At 69.1% G+C, this 18,363-nt stretch carries 14 protein-coding genes; 2 read left to right on the forward strand and 12 right to left on the reverse strand.

The features are described 5' to 3' along the window. Positions 1–51: 51 nt before the first annotated feature. The 7 genes from HMPREF2833_RS09760 to HMPREF2833_RS09790 form a co-directional block, all read right to left on the reverse strand. Positions 52–1,965, reverse strand: coding sequence for a glycosyltransferase family protein (locus HMPREF2833_RS09760; protein ID WP_070637821.1), 1,914 nt, complete (start codon positions 1,963–1,965; stop codon positions 52–54). Then, on the reverse strand, positions 1,962–2,789 hold the full coding sequence (locus HMPREF2833_RS09765) for an ABC transporter ATP-binding protein (protein ID WP_053069489.1): 828 nt from the start codon (positions 2,787–2,789) through the stop codon (positions 1,962–1,964). The genes HMPREF2833_RS09760 and HMPREF2833_RS09765 overlap by 4 nt, the downstream gene beginning before the upstream one ends. Positions 2,790–2,907: 118 nt before the next feature. After that, the gene (locus tag HMPREF2833_RS09770; protein ID WP_235586626.1) at positions 2,908–3,834 is read right to left on the reverse strand and encodes an ABC transporter permease; all 927 of its coding nucleotides are present in this window, start codon (positions 3,832–3,834) and stop codon (positions 2,908–2,910) included. After that, entirely contained in the window at positions 3,831–5,690 is a 1,860-nt protein-coding gene (locus tag HMPREF2833_RS09775) for a glycosyltransferase family 4 protein (RefSeq protein WP_070637822.1), read from the reverse strand. The genes HMPREF2833_RS09770 and HMPREF2833_RS09775 overlap by 4 nt, the downstream gene beginning before the upstream one ends. After that, entirely contained in the window at positions 5,687–7,132 is a 1,446-nt protein-coding gene (locus tag HMPREF2833_RS09780) for a glycosyltransferase family 4 protein (protein WP_246829113.1), read from the reverse strand. Before HMPREF2833_RS09780 ends, HMPREF2833_RS09775 begins: the two co-directional genes overlap by 4 nt. Before the next feature lie 133 nt (positions 7,133–7,265). Next, positions 7,266–8,294 (reverse strand): LCP family protein, encoded by a 1,029-nt coding sequence (locus HMPREF2833_RS09785; RefSeq protein WP_047978233.1) that lies wholly within the window; start codon positions 8,292–8,294, stop codon positions 7,266–7,268. 129 nt (positions 8,295–8,423) lie between these two features. Continuing rightward, positions 8,424–9,488, reverse strand: coding sequence for a lipoate-protein ligase LplAB (locus tag HMPREF2833_RS09790; protein ID WP_039101178.1), 1,065 nt, complete (start codon positions 9,486–9,488; stop codon positions 8,424–8,426). A 237-nt stretch (positions 9,489–9,725) separates the two neighbouring features. On the opposite strand from HMPREF2833_RS09790, the gene HMPREF2833_RS09795 reads away from it, so the two are divergent. Then, the gene (locus HMPREF2833_RS09795; protein WP_019309201.1) at positions 9,726–9,983 is read left to right on the forward strand and encodes a type B 50S ribosomal protein L31; all 258 of its coding nucleotides are present in this window, start codon (positions 9,726–9,728) and stop codon (positions 9,981–9,983) included. A gap of 223 nt (positions 9,984–10,206) precedes the next feature. After that, positions 10,207–12,255, forward strand: a complete 2,049-nt coding sequence (locus HMPREF2833_RS09800; RefSeq protein WP_059281219.1) for a S8 family serine peptidase — start codon at positions 10,207–10,209, stop codon at positions 12,253–12,255. A gap of 115 nt (positions 12,256–12,370) precedes the next feature. On the opposite strand, the gene HMPREF2833_RS09805 is transcribed toward HMPREF2833_RS09800, so the two are convergent. The 5 genes from HMPREF2833_RS09805 to serB form a co-directional block, all read right to left on the reverse strand. Next, positions 12,371–14,491, reverse strand: a complete 2,121-nt coding sequence (locus HMPREF2833_RS09805; protein WP_070637824.1) for a GmrSD restriction endonuclease domain-containing protein — start codon at positions 14,489–14,491, stop codon at positions 12,371–12,373. Positions 14,492–14,598: 107 nt separating this feature from the next. Continuing rightward, positions 14,599–15,426: a TrmH family RNA methyltransferase gene (locus HMPREF2833_RS09810; protein WP_047978235.1), complete on the reverse strand. Its 828-nt coding sequence runs from the start codon at positions 15,424–15,426 to the stop codon at positions 14,599–14,601. Between the two features lie 135 nt (positions 15,427–15,561). Further along, positions 15,562–16,536, reverse strand: coding sequence for a sulfite exporter TauE/SafE family protein (locus HMPREF2833_RS09815; protein WP_070637825.1), 975 nt, complete (start codon positions 16,534–16,536; stop codon positions 15,562–15,564). A 7-nt stretch (positions 16,537–16,543) separates the two neighbouring features. Continuing rightward, on the reverse strand, positions 16,544–17,326 hold the full coding sequence (locus HMPREF2833_RS09820; protein ID WP_047978263.1) for an ABC transporter ATP-binding protein: 783 nt from the start codon (positions 17,324–17,326) through the stop codon (positions 16,544–16,546). Positions 17,327–17,405: 79 nt separating this feature from the next. After that, the gene (serB, locus tag HMPREF2833_RS09825) at positions 17,406–18,335 is read right to left on the reverse strand and encodes a phosphoserine phosphatase SerB (protein WP_070637827.1); all 930 of its coding nucleotides are present in this window, start codon (positions 18,333–18,335) and stop codon (positions 17,406–17,408) included. Positions 18,336–18,363: the final 28 nt, after the last annotated feature.

An 18,363-nucleotide genomic window follows, 5' to 3' on the forward strand; every position in this document is an offset into this window, starting at 1 on the left:
CCTGAAGACGGAGCCACCTTTTTCCTTTGCAAATATTTGGTCCACCACGGATCATACCGTCACGTGGGCTCGATTGTCCCCAAAGAGGGCCACGGTGCCGGAGGCGAGTGCTGCGGCGTCGGACACCTGCCACGTGTGTCCGTGGGCCCCGCGGAACTGGACGAAGTTGAAGCGGTCCGCAGAGTAGATCGTGAAGCCTGCCTGCCGCACCGCCGCCAGGAACGAGGTGTCCTCCCCCGTGCTGCGGCGCTGGAACGGAATCTGGTGGAAGACCTCCCGACGCCCGGTGATCGTGGGGCCCATGACGAAGTCCGTGTAGCGGTGCTCCCGGTGCGGGAATCGCAGCAGCGTCGCATCCTGCGCCTCCACCCGCATGTAGTGGGCCTGCTTGCCCACGATGTCCGCGTTCGCGTAGGTCATGGCATCCAGGAGGTCCGCCAGGTAGCGCGGCGCGTAGTAGTCGTCGTCGTCCATCTTGGAGAGCACATCCCCGGTGGCATGCTCCACCGCCAGGTTGAGACACTCCCCCAGCGTCAACGCGGCGTCCGCGAACACGGTGGTCACCTGCAGCCCGGACCCGTGAACGGCATCGGCCACGGGGGCTGACCACGGGTCGAAGCCGTGCGTGACAAGCACCACGTCCAGCTGGACGTCCTCCTGGGCCGCGATGCCCCGCAACGCCGGGGCCACCCGCTGCGGGCGGTTGGTGCAGAGCAGAGCGGTGACGGTGGGTCGAGTCCGCGCCCTGGCCAGGTGCGGGGCCGCGAGTTCCACGACCGTCTCCACACGGTGCGTGTACGTGTGCTTCGCCCAGATCTCCCGCTGTGCGCGGTGCACCATGCGGTCCGCCAGTTCCGGGCTGCGCACGAGCGCCCGGATCACGTCCGCCGCGTGCTGCCGGTCTGACACCACGGAGAGCTGGTCCTGTGAGAAGTAGCGCCGGACGGCCTCGGAGGGAGTGGACACCACCGCGGTGCCGCACGCCGTGATCTCGAAGGTTCGCCGCGCACACATGGACGGCGAGTCCACCACGGAGTTCACGTTGAGGAACACCTTGTACGCGCGGTACGCGGTGAGCATCTGCTCGTAGTCCAGGGAGCCGACCACGTGGCGGTCCAGCGGCGCCGGGAACTGGTAGCGCTCATCCTGTCCCAGGTACCGGGAGAAGATCTCCAGACCGGTGTCCAGCTTGCGGGAGACGTCGTGCGCACCTCCCAGCAGCATGTCCATCTGCTCGCGGCGCTCGGGGAACTTGTGGGCGAAGTACATTCCACCGAAGGCCACGTCCCGGGAGTGGAAGCCCTTCTTGGGTCGCGCCGGGTTGTGGACCGCGGGCTGGGCGGCGAACGGCAGAACGCCCACGCGCTCGTGGCCGAGGTCCCGGTGGTAGTCCGGGACCTTGTTGATGTCCGTGGTGAACACCACGTCGAAGAGCCGCGCGCACTCCAGGAAGTCGTCGTAGTGCGGCGGGTCCTCCTTGTTCCAGAACACCGTGGGAACCCCGCGCTCACGGCAGTGGGCCACAAGCTCCCGTACGGAGTCCTTGACTCCCGAGGTGCCCGTCAACTGGTACTGCCACTCGTCGTGGTTGCCGTGCCACGCGGACTCCACGAACAGCAGATCCACGGGCTGGGCATCCAGTTCCGCCCGCCAGTTCGCGCGCGTCAGCTCCACCTGGTTCCACTCGTACTGGAACGCCCGCAGCGAGAAGTCGTCCAGGACCACCGCGGCGGTGATGTCCGCGCGCACGGGTTCACGGTCCGGCCACGCCTGGGGAGCGAAGCTCACGGTGCCGTCCCCGTCCTCCTGCGGCGCCACCGCGCGGTTCCCCGCGACGACGGCGCCCGCGGACGTCCCTGCGGGAAGGCTCGCCCGTCGCCGGTACGTGCGCCACTGCGAGACTCCCCCGTGGCGCAGGTGCCACAGCTGCGCCCTCAGGTCTGCTGCCTGCGGCCGCGGGGTCATGCGCGCACCTCACGCAGCTCGGTCCGCACCAGATCGCCCATCAGCTGCTCCTTGACCCGCTCGGCGGCCCGGTTGTTGCCGGCCGCGAGCTCCTTCATGAATGCCTCGTACTCCCGCGTGACGTCCCCTGGATCTCCGTCCATGAGCAGGTCCCCCTGGTCCAGCCACACCACCCGGGTGCACATCTCGCGGACCTCCGCCATGGAGTGGGACACGAACAGCACGCAGCCTGCCTGCTCACGGATCTGCGCCATGCGCGCCTGACCCCGTTCCCGGAACTGGGCGTCGCCGGTGGACAGCGCCTCGTCCAGGATGAGGATGTGCGGGTCGGTGGCCGTGGCCACGGCGAAGCGCAGCCGTGCGGCCATGCCGGAGGAGTACGCCTTCATGGGCCAGTGGATGGCCTTTCCGAGGGCGGCGATCTCCACCAGATCGGGGAGGATCTCCTCCACGTGGCGCGGGTCCATGCCCTGGGCCAGGCACCCCAGGCGGATGTTCTTCTCACCGGACAGCGCCGGCACCAGGGACACGTTCACCCCCAGCTTCACGGGAGTGTCCGTGGCGTAGACACGGCCGGTGGTGGGGTTCATCTGACCCGCCACGATGTTCATGAGCGTGGACTTCCCGGAGCCGTTGCGCCCGATGAAGCCCACGAACTCGCCCTGGTGCACCGCCAAGGTCACATCGTTGACCGCTCGGTTGCGCACCACCGGGGGCCGCCCGAGCGCCTTGCGCGCCCACCGCACTGGGGCGGCCACGGGGACCTCGTCTCCGCCGCCCGTGGAGGTGACGTTGTAGACCATGCTCACGCGGTCCATGACCACGGCCGGCTGCGCCGCCCCGACGGATGCGGGCGACGTCGCCCGCGCGTGGAGCATGCCGCCAGCCCTGCGACGCCCTCGCACGCGCTGCCCCTGCGGTGTCTGCGGTGGAGTCGGTTTCTCAGCGCTCATCCGCGTAGCTCTCCTCGTTGTACCAGAACACCAGGAACCCCACGGCCAGCACGAGAACCGATGAGCCCGTCAGCACGGCCCAGGAGGACCAGGAAGGCACCTGCGCGCGCAGCACCAGATCTCGGCTCATGGAGAGCACCTGGTAGAGCGGGTTGAAGTGGAAGAGCGCGAGGATCCGCGGATCGCTCACGAACCTGGAGGGGTCGTAGAAGATCCCGGACGAGTACATCCACAGCCTCATGACGAAGGACAGCATGTTGGCGAGGTCAGGGATCTTATATACCGCGGGTGCCAGGAGCATGCCCAGGCCCCAGTTGAAGACGGTCTGCAGCAGGAACACGGGAACCAGCAGCAGCCACGTCCAGGACACGGGCTCCAGCGGGGGGACCAGGAGCAGGAAGAACAGGATGGAGATGATCGCGTAGAACTGCGTGAGCGCATCACGCGCCACGATGGACAGAGTCAGCGCCGCCCGGGGAAACATGAATCCCCGAACCAGGGCCTTGCCCGAGATCATGGACCGGGACAGGGTCACCACGGAGCGGGAGCTGTACATGAACATGGTGAGGCCCAGCACGATGAACGCCACGAAGTTGTCGATCCCGCGTCCCGTGTCGAGGAGCAGCCCGAAGATCACGTAGAACGTCAGCCCCATGAGTACGGGGTTGAGCACGATCCACGCCTTGCCCAGGAACGTGTGGTCCTGGCTGACGGCCAGTCGCACGTGGGCGTCGTACATGATGAAGTGCCGCGATCCCCACAGGTCGCGGATGTACCTGCGCAGCGGTGGCCGGGCCCCCACGGCCTGCATGACCGAGGGGTCGAACGTCTCCACGGTGGCTCGAGGAGCCCCCGAGTACCCCTCGCCGCTTCCGGGATGCGGGTCCCCGGAGCTCTGGGCGGCGGTACTGGTCATGCGCGGTTCTCCTCGTTGGTGTGGGCTGTCCTGGGGACGCATTCAGTCAGTTCACAGTACCGCGCGGTGGCCTGCCGGGCGACGACCCGCCAGGTCCGGTGCGCGAGCACCCAGTCCTGGCCGGCCGTGGCCAACCGGGTGGCGAGCCCGGGATCTGCGGCGAACCGGTGGAGGGTCTGCGCCAGAGCGTGGGGATCCTCGGGGGGAGTCAGCAGCCCGGTTCGGCCGTGCTCCACGCTCTCCCGGAGCGCGGGGAGGTCGCTGGCCACCACGGTGGTTCCCGCAGCCATGGCCTCCACGGGCTTCAACGGGGTCACCGCACGCGTCACCGAACGGTCCTTGCGCGGGATCACGAAGGCGTCCAGCGCGGCCATGTGCACGACCGCGGCGGAACGCTCCACCCGACCCACGAACGTCACCAGATCCTCGATCCCGAGATCGTGGGCAAGCCGTTCCAGACCGGGCCGCGCCACGCCGTCGCCCACCACGCGCACCGCGAGGGAGGGAACGTCCGGCCGCAGCAGAGCCGCGGCGCGCAGCAGGTCGTCGATGCCCTCGTAGTCCACCACCGAGGTCACGGTGCCCACCACGAACGCGCCGGGGGCGAGCCCCAGGGAGGATCGAGCCGCCGCACGGGTGGGGACGGCGTCCAGGAATGCTCCTCCCACACCGTTCGGCGCGAGGTCCACCCGCACCTCCCCGCCGTGGGCTGCGTTCGCGGTGCACAGCGCCCGGAGCCGCTCGGCCATCTCGGAGCCGAGGGTCACGGCACGGTCCGAGGCCGTCACCGCCCACGCCTCCCGCCGCTGGAACCGCTTGTAGCGCGCCGAGTCCAGCGCCAGCGGCGAGCGCGTGGCGGCCCAGGTGTCCGCGAGCAGTCCCCGGACCTCGTACACCCACGGGATGCCCAGGGCGTCCGCCACGGCGGCCACGGCCAGTGCGTTGACGTAGTGGCTCGTGGTGTGCAGCACCGCTGGTCGGGTGCGCAGTGCGAGCTCCAGCAGGGCCTCGGCGTGCTGCTGGACCCGTCCCGTGGCTGTGGGTGCCAGGCGCGCCGGCAGGATCCGGTGGTGGGTGATGCCGTCCACGGTGTCTTCGTGCCGCGCGAGGATCTTGCCCACCTGGACCGGGTAGCCGGGGCGGGTCACGGCGTGCACGGTCCATCCCTCGTCCGCCAGGGCGGTCAGGTAGGAGTGTGAGCGCTGGGCGTAGCCGCTCGCGGTGTGGGGCAGCGAGTTGGTCACGGCGTACAGCACGGTGCGGGGTTCCGCCCGGTAGTCGCCCACCCGCTCGAGCCGTGGTGCGAAGTCTCCCAGAAGCTCCCGCTCCGCGCCGAGTCTTCGTTCCAGGTCCTGCTCACCGCGGGTGGTGCGTCCCGCCAGGCGCGCCTCTTCGAGGACAGCCACGGCCCTGTCCACGTCCCCGTGGAACCATCTCAGCCGGGCGTGGGTCGCCGCGGCGCCGCGCTGCTGCGCGGGCAACCTGGCCAGCAGCGTCTCGGCGAGCTCGGGATCCCCCATGGCCAGCGCCACCTCCGCGCCGCGCCGCAGTGCGCGGTACGACGACGCCGCCGCGCCCTCGCCCCGCGCGTCACCCAGCGCTCGCCGCAGCAGGGCGCGGGCGTCGTCGTCCCGGCCCAGGATGTGCAGGGCTGTGGCGCGGACGGGCAGGAGACGGACACCACGCGTGTGGTAGGCCAGGCGCGCGAGTGGAGCCACCCAGCGGCGCGGCAGCCGCCGGGAGACCTGCAGCCAGAAGACCACGGGATCGTCCGTCACGTGCTGCGCCACGGTGCGTGCGGTGAGTTGGAGGTTCGTGGTGATCTCTCCGAGGCGGCTGGTCGGTCGAGGGCTCATGCGGTCGGCCCGTTCGACTCAGCTCGTCGGGCCGACGGGGAGGACACGATCGGAGGGTGCTCCGGGCCGATGGGCGGGGTGTCCGGTGTGCGCAGGGCGCGCGCACCACGGGTGAGCAGGCGGGCCGCGCGGGCGGTCCGGGGCAGCACCCCGATCCCGCAGGGGCGGCTGAACTCCCGCACGGTGGCGCGCAGGTGCTGGTCGTAGTGAACGGAGAGGTCCGCGTAGTCCGCGTGCTGACGCACCCACTCCCGGCCGGCGCCACGGGTGACCAGGCGCGAGCGGTCTTCGGCGAGGGCACGCCAGAGTGCGGCGATCTCCTCCGGGTCCGAGGCCACGATGTCCCCCTCCCCCGCCTCCGTGAGCACGTGGGCCGCCTCCCCCCGCACCACGGCAGTGATGTGACGCCCCACGGCGAGCACCTCGTAGGTCTTGGACGGAATGGTGTCCTCGAACGACTTCCAGTCGTCCCGCAGGGAGATCACCACGGTGTCCGCGTCCCGGTAGCGGTCGAAGACCCGCTCCCGGTACTCGGGCGGGAGAAAGGTGACGCGCGCGCCGAGCGTTCGCGCCAGTCTCACCAGCTCAGGCTTCTGGCTCCCGTGGCCCACGAGCGTCAGCTCCACGGCCTCCCCGGCGAGGTGCGCCGCATGGACGAGGCGGTCCAGGGACTGGGACTCTCCGTGGTTGCCCAGGTAGAGGACGTTCAGCGCGTCCCGTTCCGCCGGCGGGGGCGGCAGCTGGGGGGTGCGTTCCAGCAGGATGCCGTTGCGCACCGTCACCACGTTGCGCACGCCCCGTTCCCGCAGGGTGCGGGCAAAGCCCTCGGTGACCGTGACCACGAGGTCCGCGCGGTTCTGCACGTGCTCCACGGCCAGGTTGATGAGAGACTTCGAGCCCCCGCGCACCAGGGACGCGTCCTCCGCCAGGTTGGGCCAGGCATCACGCATCTCCACGATCAGCGGAATGCTCTTGAGACGAGCCACCACGAGTGCCGAGGCGAGGAGGGGAAGCGAGGGAGCGGTCACCACCACCACGTCCTGGCGCCCCGTGAAGCAGCCCCGCACGGCGGACGCCGCCGCGCTGACCAGCTGGTCCAGGAGCTTGCCCGTGCGGTGGTCCCCCAGGAACAGGTAGGGCACCCGGTGGATGCGCTCCCCCAGGAACCCCGCCTGACGCCGCCACGCGCGCCCGCGCGTTTCCGCCGAGTAGTCCGGGCCGGCCCCGTAGTGGGCCACGGGACACACCACGGACACGGTCCACCCCCGGTCACGGAGGTGGCTCAGCAGGGAGTACCAGCGCCGCTGCGGCGGGGAGTGCTCGGGCCAGTAGGAGCTGGCCATGAGGAGCATCCGCAGCGGGGAGAGCTCCGCCGGGGTGCCGGCAGGTTGAGCGGACTCGTGCGGTCCGGGGGCGGACGCCGGGGGCGCGGTCGTGTTCATGGGCCTCTCGCGTGGGGGTCACGAGGTGGGAGGGGGTCACGCGTCGGGGATGATCACGGACCAGAGGGGGCGCGGGCCAGGAGGGCACGCGAGGGTGGCCGGGCGGGGAAGCATCCCCACCCGGCGCGCGGGATCACTGGCCCGACTGCCCCACGGACTTGGCGTACTGGTCCAGGGTGCCGCCCGAGATGGCCTTGCCGATCTCCTTCATGGCGGCCTCGTCCGCGATGATGATGGACTGGCCGTCCGCGGAGGTGCCCAGGCCCTGGTTGGGCACGGTGAACATGTGGATGTCACTGCTGCTCATCCCCACCATCTTGGGGGCCTGCTGCGCGATCCACCCGGCCGTGAGGCCGTCACTGACCGTGAGGTACGGGGAGATCTGCTTGACCACCTCGTTGAGCTTCATCGGGTTGGTCAGGGTGCCGGCGCTGACGAGCTCGTTGATCAGCCCCTCCAGGTATGCACGCTGGTTGCGCACGCGCTGGTAGTCGCCGTCCGGGAAGGCGTAGCGCTCCCGCACGAAGGCGAGCGCCTCCTCACCGTTCATCTCCTGGGGCCCCTTCTGGAACTGGTGGCCGTCCTGGGTGGTGAAGGACACGGGGACGTCCACCGTGACACCGCCCAGGGCGTCGGTGAGTCCCTCGAACCCGGCGAAGTCCACGAGCGCCACCTCGTCCACGCGGGTGTCGAAGTTCTGCTCGATGGTGCTCACCATGGTGGGCATCCCGCCCACGTCCAGGGCCGAGTTGATCTTGGCCTCACCGTGGCCGGGGATGTCCACCCAGGTGTCGCGCATGATGGACATCACGTACATCTCGCCGCCGTCCTCGGGGATGTGCAGCAGCATGATGGAGTCCGCGCGGGAGCCCGTGACGGTGGGGTCCTGGCCCTCGGGCCGCTTGTCGGAGCCGAGCAGCAGCACGGTGGTGCCCGCGTCCTCGGAGGAGCCCTTGGCGGGGCGGCTGGACTCCTCGGGGAACGCCGATTCCAGGTTCTGCGCGCCGTTGTCGAAGTTGCGGGCGAGGTTCCACACGAAGAACCCCGCGACCACGCCGATCACCAGGACGATGCCGAGGAGCACCAGGAGGATGTTCCTCCCGGTGTGCTTCTTGCGGGGGGTGGGCTGGTCGTCGTCGAACTCGACCGGATGTGTGGACACGTGGCTCTCCGAGGCTGGGGGGACATGACTCGCGCGAGACCCACCGGGAACCGGTGCCGCGCCCCCGTGGGACGGGGCGCGTCCTACCGGGGGCTGGCGCGGTGCGGTGAGTGCTTTCGCACATCCTAGCTACGGCACCCTGTGGATCCACTCCTCCGTGCCGAACTTGTGCTCCACGAGATTCCGGGCCGTGGCGAGTTCGCTGTCTGAGACCTTACCAACCTGGGCCCCGTAGCGTTCCGCGAACGTGCGGGTCAGGGCCGAGATCACATCCCCACGAGCCATGCCGGTCTGGCGTCGCAGCGGGTCCACGCGCTTCTTGGCGGAACGGATGCCCTTGTCCGAGATCTTCTCCTTGCCGATCCGCAGCACGTCCGTCATCTTGTCCGCGTCGATGTCGTAGCTCATGGTCACGTGGTGGACCATCCCGCCGTTGGCGAAGCGTTTCTGGGCCGCTCCCCCGATCTTGCCCTGCGGCGTGGCGATGTCGTTGAGGGGCACGTAGAACGCCTCCACCCCGAGGTCCGCGAACCCCTGCATGACCCACGCGTCCAGGAACGGGTAGGACTCCGCGAAGCTCATCCCGTCCACCAGGGTCTGGGGGATGTAGAGGGAGTACGTGATGCAGTTGCCCGCCTCCATGAACATGGCCCCGCCGCCGGAGACGCGGCGGACCACCTGCACCCCGTGGCGCCGCGCCCCCTCCGCGTCCACCTCGTTGCGCACGGACTGGAACGAGCCGATGACCACCGCGGGCTCGTCCCAGTCCCAGAACCGCAGCGTGGGCGGACGGTGGCCGGCTCCCACCTCCCTGGCGAGGACCTCGTCCAGGGCCAGGTTCTCCAGGGTGGGGCGCACCTGCGCGGGGACCACCTGCCACTCGTGGTCGCTCCAGCTCGTGGCCTTGGCCAGCGCGCGGCGCACGGCAATCACCACGGAGCGGGCGTCGAAGCCGAACAGCACGGCGTCGCGCGGCAGGGCCGCCTCGATCCTTGCCGTCATCTCCTGCGGATCGGTGTCCTCGTGCAGACCGGTGAGGGCGGCGTTGATGTCGGCGAGCGCCTCGTCGGGCTCCAGGAAGAAGTCGCCGTTGACGGAGACCTCGGCCAGCCGGTGGTCCTGGACGGTGAAGTCCGCGACCACCAGCTTCCCGCCGGGGACCTTGTACTCTCCGTGTGCGCGTGACGTGCTCATTCACTGACCTCCGCTGCGAGTGGTGGCACGGGGTGTGGTGCCGGGTGTTGCGCTCTTGTGGGGCGCCTCAACCCGTTGCCCGTGGATTCCTCTCCTGATGGTATGCACGCGTGGGTCGAATCGACCGACGTGGGCCGGAGGCGTACCATGGGCGGTTGGTGTGCTCACTCTCGAGCGCGCCGCGTCCGAGCAACGCCGTGCCTGGCAAAATCCAGGCACCTACAGAAGGTTGACACCATGAAGGCTGACATCCACCCGGATTACCACCCGGTTCTCTTCCGTGACCTCGCTTCCGGCAAGGTCATCCTGACTCGTTCCACCGCCACCTCCTCCAAGACGGAGACGTGGGAGGACGGCAACGAGTACCCGATCATCGAGGTCGAGATCTCCTCCGAGTCCCACCCGTTCTACACGGGCAAGCAGCGCATCATGGACTCCGCCGGCCGCGTGGAGCGCTTCAACCAGCGGTTCGCGAACTTCGGGAAGTCCAAGTAACCCAGGGACACTCCCCCGTCGACGCCCGGTCCACCGCACGGTGGGCCGGGCGTCGTGCTGTGCGGGCCAGTGCCTGGCCCGGCGCAGCGGATGACGACACTCGCGGAACAATCGTCACCATTTCGTGACCCTCCCCATAGGATGGGCCTGGCTCTTGTCCCCCCAGGCCCCGGCACATCCCCCCTGATCCCGTGCCGCGGTCACCGAAAGGTTCCCCCCACCCATGACGTCACGTCACTCCCGTGTGCGCCCTGAGCGCCGCGTTCCCCCCGTCACCTCCCACGTTCCCGGCGCGTCCCGTGCCGCGAAGCACGGTGCCGACGCCGCGGCGTCGCCGTTCGGTGTGCTCGGAGCCGCCGCGCGCCGCACCGTCCTGCCGCTCGCGGTCACGGCCGCTCTCGTGCTCACCGCGCAGCCGGCCAGCGCGGCCCCCGCCGAGCCTGCCTCCGGGCCGGACTCCCCCACCACGACCGTGCCCTCGGATCCCCCCACCGACTCCGACCGTGTGATCGTGAAGTTCAAGGACACCGCGGCCCCCGAGGCCAGCAAGGAGCAGGTTGTGGAGGCCGCCTCCGAGGAGGCCCTCGACGGTGCGAAGTCCCCGGACGTCACCCAGCGGGTCAAGACCACCGTGGCCCAGGCGGACGTGCTGGAGCTGGACCGTGAGCTGGACGAGGCCGAGCAGAAGGAGCTCGTGGCGCAGATCGAGGCGGACCCGGCCGTGGAGTACGCGGAGGCCGACCGCCTGGCGTCCACCTCGTGGGTTCCCAACGACGTGTACACGAACTACCAGTGGAGCCTGTGGCCCCACCAGGGCGGCGTGAACTTCACCCAGGCGTGGGACATGTCCCGCGGCAACGGCCAGACCATCGCGGTGCTGGACACCGGCATCACCTCCCACGGTGACCTCAACGGGAAGGTGGTGCCCGGCCGCGACTTCGTGAACGACACCAGCCTCTCGCGCGACGGCAACTACCGTGACTCCAATCCCCGTGACGAGGGCGACTGGAGCGGCGCGGGTGAGTGCTCGCAGTCCGCGAGGAACTCGTCCTGGCACGGCACCCACGTGGCCGGCCTTGCCGCCGGGCAGTCCAACAACGGCACCGGCATCACCGGCGCCGCACCGGGTGCCAGGATCCAGCCGGTGCGCGTGCTGGGCAAGTGCACCAACGGGTGGGTCTCGGACATCGCCGACGCCGTCGCATGGTCTGCGGGTGCCCCGGTGGCCGGAGAGCCCGCCAACCCGAACCCCGCCACGGTCATCAACCTGTCCCTGAACTACCCCGACCAGTGCGGTGCCACCATGCAGAACGCCATCAACACCGCCGTGAACCGGCGCGTGCCGGTGGTGGCCGCCGCCGGCAACTCGGCGATCAACGCCGGCGGCACCGCCCCGGCGAACTGCGCCAACACGATCGTGGTGGGCGCCGCCGACAACAACGGCAACACCGCCAGCTACTCGAACACGGGCGCCGTCGTCGACGTGCTGGCACCGGGCGGCACCAGCCAGTACCCCATGCTCTCCACGGTCAACTCGGGCACACGCGGACCGGCGGACGCCACGTACGGCAACATGATGGGCACCTCCATGGCCACCCCGCTGGTCTCCGGCACCGTGGCCCTGATGAAGCAGCGCGACCCCTCGATCACGCCCGCCCGCGTGGAGCAGATCCTGAAGTCTACCGCGAGCGGCCGGATGGGATCCCTGAACCTGAACCCGGCCGCCGCCGTCCGCGCGGTCGCCCCCGCCGGTGGCTACACCACCTCCGGTGGCATCGGCGCCAAGTGGCGCTCCACGGGCGGCGCCGCCAAATGGGGCAACCCGGTCTCGAGCGAGGCGGACGCCGCCAACGGCGGGCGCTACCAGGAGTTCTCCAAGAACGGTCGCAAGACCACCATCTACTGGAGCTCGGCCACCGGCGCCCACATCCTGGAGAACGCCACCCTGGTGGGCAAGAAGTTCATCTCCGCCGGCCGGGAGCGCGGCTACGGCTACCCCAGCACCGACGAGATCCGCATCTCCGGCGGCGCCTACCAGGTGCACCGCAAGGGCTCCGCGCAGACCAAGGTGCTGTGGAGCCCCTCCACGGGCGCCCACGCCGTGAAGGAGACCGGCGCCATCGGCAAGGCCTGGAAGCGCGCCGGACTCGAACGCGGCTGGGGCTGGCCCGCCACGGACGAGTACACCTCCAACGGTGTGGTCCACCAGCGCTTCTCCAACGGCGTGACCGCCCACTGGACCCCACAGCGCGGAGTGTGGACCACGCGCTGACGGTGCCCTCGCTGCAGCTGCGCTGACACGAACGACGGGCGGTTCCCCTCAGGGGAGCCGCCCGTCGGCGTGTCAGGAGTCGCTCGGCCGCTTCGAAAGGCCGGGCACCTATGATCTACGCGCCACGGGGCCCACCTGCCAGCACTTCGTTCAAAGAGGCTAGACCGCCGTCCTGTTCGAGAGCCCAGAACTCGAACCCGGGCACGTTGTCGACCTTCAAGAAGTGGGCGGCATCGTCCAGTGAGTCGAATTCATGCACGCCGTCGATCTGCACCGTACCGTCTGGGGTGACCACCGCATCCACCACCCACTCTGGATCCACCGGATCCAATTGGTCTCCGGGCAACAAGTAGCCCTCGTGAAACAGCTCAAGCAATGATTTGGTGCGTGTCTCCGATTCATCGCAAATCGTGAACTGACCCTCGGACGACTCAGGAGCACCTCCGCGCCCGGTTCGCCCCAGGGCATCGAACGCGTCCCGAGTCACGGCGGCGATCAGCTTTCGCCTCTCCACAAGGAACTCGTCGTAGGGCATTTCGTGCCAGTTCTGTGGCAGTGCGTGCCAGTACATCTGCTGCCTGAGCCACTGACGGTCGTTGCCTCGAGTGCTCACGAGCTCCGGCCAGTACTCCGACGGCGCCCGGTCTGAGATCCGCAGATTGGTGTGCCAGTCGGTGGGGGCGAAGTTGGCCACCTGGTTGATGCGCTTGGTATCAGTCGTCCCCAGGACAGACTCCTGGTAGTTCCGCGGGAACAGATGATGTCCCTCCATGCCCTTGACCGACGGCAGCGACGGGTCCATCCATTCCCGGACTTTCACGGGCAGCATGAACATGTCCGCGTCCAGCAGGTTCAAGGCCGCAAGATAGCACTGGTAGACCGGCGAGAGGTTGTGGCTGGAGGACACCAGCGACTGCGGGGCGTTGAACTTCCAGAAGTCGTTGGTGAGCGTGATGTCAATGGTGTGGTCCACGAGTCTGGCAAACTCGTCAGCATCGTGCTTCTCGACTGTGGCGAACATGTCGAGATCCTTCTGGATCTGGGATTCGCTGGATCCCGTGTACCGGCCGGTCAGCTGTGACATGAAGAACCACCGTGCCACGAGGATGCGCAACCGTGGCAATTCCGCCTTGAAGCGGGTGCGGCCCAGGAGAAAGATCACATAGCTCGCCACCAGATTCATGGTTGAGGTCATGCCCGATTGGGACCGGAACCCGGCAACCTGAATGGATCGGATGAACTCGGTCCAGTTGAGGCGGTCAGTGACGATTGGCAGGGCCTGGCGCAGCTTATCCAGCTCCCTCTCCTGCTTGGCCCCGTCCACCTGTCCCGTTGCCCGGTCTTTCGCCTGCAGGTTTGCGTACGCATCCAGCAGCTTCGCCCGGTTCTGGCCCAGAGCCACCATGGCACGCACCACGTGTCCCGTGGACACATCCATATAAGGATTCTTCGCGGTCCAGTCAACCCTCTTGCCCGTGAGCTCCGACGACCGTTCTGGCGACATCCGTGATCCGCGCGCGAAGTCCTCGATGACATCACGCCCTTGAGGCCAGAACACGCTGAGCCACGTGAGAATGTAGTCGTAGGACTTGAGGTTCATACCCTCGGAGTTGATGCGAACGAAGATGTCTGCGACCAGTCGCTTGTCCACGTCGTTCTGGATGTGAACCACCTCGAACTGGTACTGACGCAACCTCTCGAGTCGGGCGAACACCTCACGAAGCTTGCGCCTGCGTGCTCTGTCCAGCTCTCTTCCCGCGGCCTCAAGCCCCTCCATGAAGTCCTCCTGCGCGTCGTATGGAGAATGGAAGACGCTGGCGATGTCGTGAATCCACTCGAGAGAACGCATCGTGGCGGCCGTGGCCACTTCGAACCGCTCGGTGAATGGATGGAACGATATCGTGATGGACTTTCGCTGGTAGTTGCTGTCCTGAACCTCCAGCCCCTTCATCGCCGCGTAGAGGCTGGTCAGACGCTGCTGGCCGTCAACTATCTGGTAGACCGCGGAAACCGTGGACTCACCTGAGATCGCCCGGCTGGAATCTTGCGCCGCCACATCCCAGAACATGAGGGTGCCCACGGGGTATCCGCGGTACATGGAGTCGAAGAGATCCCGTACTTTCGTGGCGGGCCACACGAACGGGCGCTGGAGATCCGGGAGGCTGATGGATCCTTGCTGGACTCCAGAGACCAGCTGCTCGACCGGCCACGAAACGGTTTTGAAGATTGCGGACACGGTGCTCCTGTCGGTTTCCTAGCATCTGAACTCAGAACCCTATCCCGACCTGGACCGATGTTCTCCGTGTCTCGTGGCGCACTTCCAGTGAGACGCCACGTTGCACGTCAGCGCGGCCGCGTCTCCCAGAACGCCACCGCGCTCGCGGCGGCCACGTTGAGGGAGTCCACGCCGTGGCTCATGGGAATGACCACGTGACGGTCCGCGTGGTGCAGGGTTGCGGCGCCCAGGCCCTGGCCCTCGGTGCCCAAGATCAGCGCCAGCTTCTCCGGATGCTCCGCGGCCAGGGTGTCCACCGTGACGGCGTCCTCGCTCAGGGCCAGCGCCGCGGTGAGGAACCCGGCGTCCTTGACCCGCTGCAGGTCCGCGGTCCAGTGCTCCAGGCGCACCCACGGGACCTGGAACACGGTGCCCATGGAGACCCGCACCGCTCGTCGGTACAGGGGATCTGCGCAGCGCGGGGTGACGAGCACGGCGTCGACGTCCAGGGCCGCGGCGGAGCGGAAGATCGCGCCCACGTTCGTGTGGTCCACGATGTCCTCCAGGATGGCCACGCGTCGCGCCGACGCCAGCACGTTCTCCAGGGGCAGCGGCGCCGGCCGGTGCATGGCCGCCATTGCCCCGCGGTGCAGGTGGAAGCCGGTGATCTGCTCGAGCACCTCGTCCGTGCCCACGTAGACGGGCACGTCGTGAGCCTCGAGCACGTCACGGAGCCCGTCCACCCACTTCTCCGCCATGAAAAAGGAGCGTGGCCGGTGTCCGGCGTCCAGGGCACGGCGCAGCACCTTGGAGGACTCCGCGAGGTACAGCCCACGCTCGGGCTCCAGTTTTCGGCGCAGGGACACGTCCGTGAGGCTCGTGTAGTCGGCCACGCGGGGATCGGCGGGGTCGCTCAGCTGGACGAGACGCTCGGACAGGGGTGCGGGTGAGGTCACGGGTCTTCCTGGGGTGTCGGGGTCGAGGTTCGTTCCAGTGCGTGCCGCGCGTGCACCTGGACGGTGCGTGGGATCCGGGAGGGCCTGAGACGGGCCGACCCGACGCGGCGGGCTCAGAGTACGGTCGGGGGTGCGTCAGAGCAGGTTGGACACCATGTTCGCCAGGGCCACGAGCCCCAGGACCACGATCACCGTGCGCAGCACCACCGGGGACATCCGCTTGCCGATCTTCGCCCCCAGCCACGAGCCCACGGTGGAGCTCACGGCAATGAGCAGCACGACCCACCAGTTGATGCGGTCGAACGCGAGCAGGACGTAGGAGATCGCGGCCACGATGTTGACTGCGGCCACCAGGGCGTTCTTCACGGCGTTCGCAGACTGCAGCGGCGCGAGCAGGAACACGCCCAGGATGCCCACGAGCAGCACGCCCTGCGCGGCCACGAAGTACCCGCCGTAGATCCCGGCCAGGAACACGAGCACGTACAGGACCGCGGGCTGCCGGGAGCCGTCCACCTGCACGGACGACGCCGCCGTGCCCGCCTGGGCGGGGACAGCGCCGTCGGATTGGGCCGACGATGCCGCCGTGCCCCTCTCGGCGGGCACAGCGGCGTCGTGCTCCGGGGCGCCCTGAGCGGCCCCCGACGTGCTCGCCTGGCGCTCCTTGCGGGCGCGCACCACGGCTTGCAGCCGCGGCTGGAAGACCACGAACAGCAGGGCCACCACGATCAGGACCGGGGCGACCACCTCGAAGACCTCTTCGGGCAGGTGCAGCAGCAGCACGGCGCCGATCACGCCGCCCACCACCGAGCACGGCAGGAGCTTGAGCAGCGTGCGCTTGAGCCCGCGCAGCTCGCTGCGGTAGCTCCACGCCCCGGTGAGGTTGCCCGCGATCAGGCCCATGGCGTTGGACATGGACGCCGTGACCGGGGGAACCCCCATGGTCACGAGCACGGGGAACGTCACGAGGGTGCCGGAGCCCACGATCGTGTTGATCGTCCCGGCCCACAAACCGGCGACGAGGATGAGCAGGACCTGCCACCACTCGAAGCCCACGGTTCCGCCGACGCCGAAGACCTCGGCCGGCACGGACGCGGCTGACAGCGCGATCACGAGCGGCTCAGCGGGCGAACGCCGCGTACCGGTCGCCCACCTTGACGAGCTTGAGCGGCATGTCGAACGTCTCGGACAGGTTCTTCTGCGTCATCACGCGGCCCACGGGCCCCGCGGCCACCACCCGGCCCTCGCGCAGCAGCAGCGCGTGCGTGAACCCGTCCGGAACCTCCTCGAGGTGGTGGGTCACCATGACCATGGCCGGCGCGGCCTCGTCCCGGGCCAGCTCGTCCAGGCGCTGCACGAGCTTCTCGCGCCCGCCCACGTCCAGCCCGGCGGCGGGCTCGTCCAGCAGCAGCAGCTCCGGGTCCGTCATCAGCGCCCGGGCGATCAGCACGCGCTTGCGCTCCCCCTCGGAAAGCGTGCCGTAGCTGCGCTCCCGCAACTCTGTGAGTCCCCACGTGGCGAGCAGGTCCTCGGCGCGCTGGACGTCGGCGTCGTCGTACTCCTCGCGCCAGCGCCCGGTGACCCCGTAGGCCGCGGTGAGGATGACGTCCCCCACGGTCTCGGCGTGCGGGATCTGGCCGGCCAGCGGGGCGGAGCTCAGGCCGATGCGCGGACGCAGCTCGAACACGTCCACCGCGCCCAGGATCTCGTCCAGGATGTCCACCATGCCGGTGGTGGGGTGCAGCCGGGCCGCGGCGATCGACAGCAGCGTGGACTTGCCCGCCCCGTTGGGGCCCAGGATGACCCAGCGCTCGCCGTCCTGCACGGTCCAGTTCACGGAATCCAGCAGGGTCTTCGCACCGCGGACCACCGAGACGTCCGCCACTTCAAGAACTGAGCTCATGACGGCCACTCTAGTGCCCGTGACCAGCGCGTCCCCAGAGCGGCGCACCGGCGCGGGGCCACCGGACAGGACGTGCGGCTCACAGGTCCAGGAAGAAGCGCAGGGCGTCCAGGTTGGGGATGTTGATCTGCGCGTCCGCCACGTCCTGCAGGGCCGGCTTGGCACGGTAGGCCACGGAGAGTCCGGCCGCACGGGCCATGTCCACGTCGTTGGCGCCGTCGCCCACCACCAGGACGTCCTCGGGGGCGATCTCCAGTTCACGGGCCCACTGTGCGACGATCTCCGCCTTGGCGGCGCGGTCCACCACCGGCCCGCCGACGCGCCCCGTCAGCTGCCCGTCCTCCACCTCGAGGCCGTTCGCGGCCCAGCGCGTCAGCTCCAGGGAGGAGGCGAGCGGCGCGAGCACCTGCCGGAAGCCTCCGGACACGGCGGCCACCGCGTGCCCCTCCCGCAGCAGCGTGCGCACGAGCGCCTGGGCCCCCGGGGACAGCCGCACGGCACCGGCAACGTCGTCGATCACCTCTGCGGACAGGCCCGCCAGGACGGCCACCCGTTCCCGCAGGGACTGCTCGAAGTCGATCTCCCCGCGCATGGCGCGCTCGGTGATCTCCGCGACCTCCGCCTCGCGCCCGGCATGGGCGGCGAGCAGTTCGATGACCTCCTGGCGGATCAGCGTGGAGTCCACGTCCAGGACCACGAGCTTGCGGCGGGACTGCTCCGTCCACCGGGCCTCCACCACGTTGAGGTCCACCCCGGGGACGCTCTGCCGACGCGGATCCGGCTGCAGGGCGCGCCGCAGGGCGGCCAGGTCCTCGGTCTCCACCGGGATGGTCAGGGCGTTGTACCCCTCCACGTCCGCGGCCCGGTCGTCGGACGCGGTGCCGGTGACACGCACCCAGGTGGGTGAGTCCACGGTCACTCCGGCGCGCTGCAGGAGGTCCACCACGGCCTGCGTGGCTTCATCGTCCGGGGACACGGCAAGGGCGACGACGGCACAGTTCTGGGGCATGGCCGCAGTGTATCGGCCACCCGGCAGG

Source organism: Kocuria sp. HMSC066H03 (assembly GCF_001812045.1).
GTDB classification, from domain to species: domain Bacteria; phylum Actinomycetota; class Actinomycetes; order Actinomycetales; family Micrococcaceae; genus Kocuria; species Kocuria rhizophila.

Excerpts from the sequence above, each read along its gene's own strand:
- HMPREF2833_RS09760 (WP_070637821.1), bottom strand. The coding sequence starts at position 1,965 with ATGACCCCGCGGCCGCAGGCAGCAGACCTGAGGGCGCAGCTGTGGCAC.
- HMPREF2833_RS09770 (WP_235586626.1), bottom strand. The coding sequence starts at position 3,834 with ATGACCAGTACCGCCGCCCAGAGCTCCGGGGACCCGCATCCCGGAAGC.
- HMPREF2833_RS09775 (WP_070637822.1), bottom strand. The coding sequence starts at position 5,690 with ATGAGCCCTCGACCGACCAGCCGCCTCGGAGAGATCACCACGAACCTC.
- HMPREF2833_RS09780 (WP_246829113.1), bottom strand. The coding sequence starts at position 7,132 with ATGAACACGACCGCGCCCCCGGCGTCCGCCCCCGGACCGCACGAGTCC.
- HMPREF2833_RS09790 (WP_039101178.1), bottom strand. The coding sequence starts at position 9,488 with ATGAGCACGTCACGCGCACACGGAGAGTACAAGGTCCCCGGCGGGAAG.
- HMPREF2833_RS09795 (WP_019309201.1), top strand. The coding sequence starts at position 9,726 with ATGAAGGCTGACATCCACCCGGATTACCACCCGGTTCTCTTCCGTGAC.
- HMPREF2833_RS09800 (WP_059281219.1), top strand. The coding sequence starts at position 10,207 with ATGACGTCACGTCACTCCCGTGTGCGCCCTGAGCGCCGCGTTCCCCCC.
- HMPREF2833_RS09820 (WP_047978263.1), bottom strand. The coding sequence starts at position 17,326 with ATGAGCTCAGTTCTTGAAGTGGCGGACGTCTCGGTGGTCCGCGGTGCG.
- serB (WP_070637827.1), bottom strand. The coding sequence starts at position 18,335 with ATGCCCCAGAACTGTGCCGTCGTCGCCCTTGCCGTGTCCCCGGACGAT.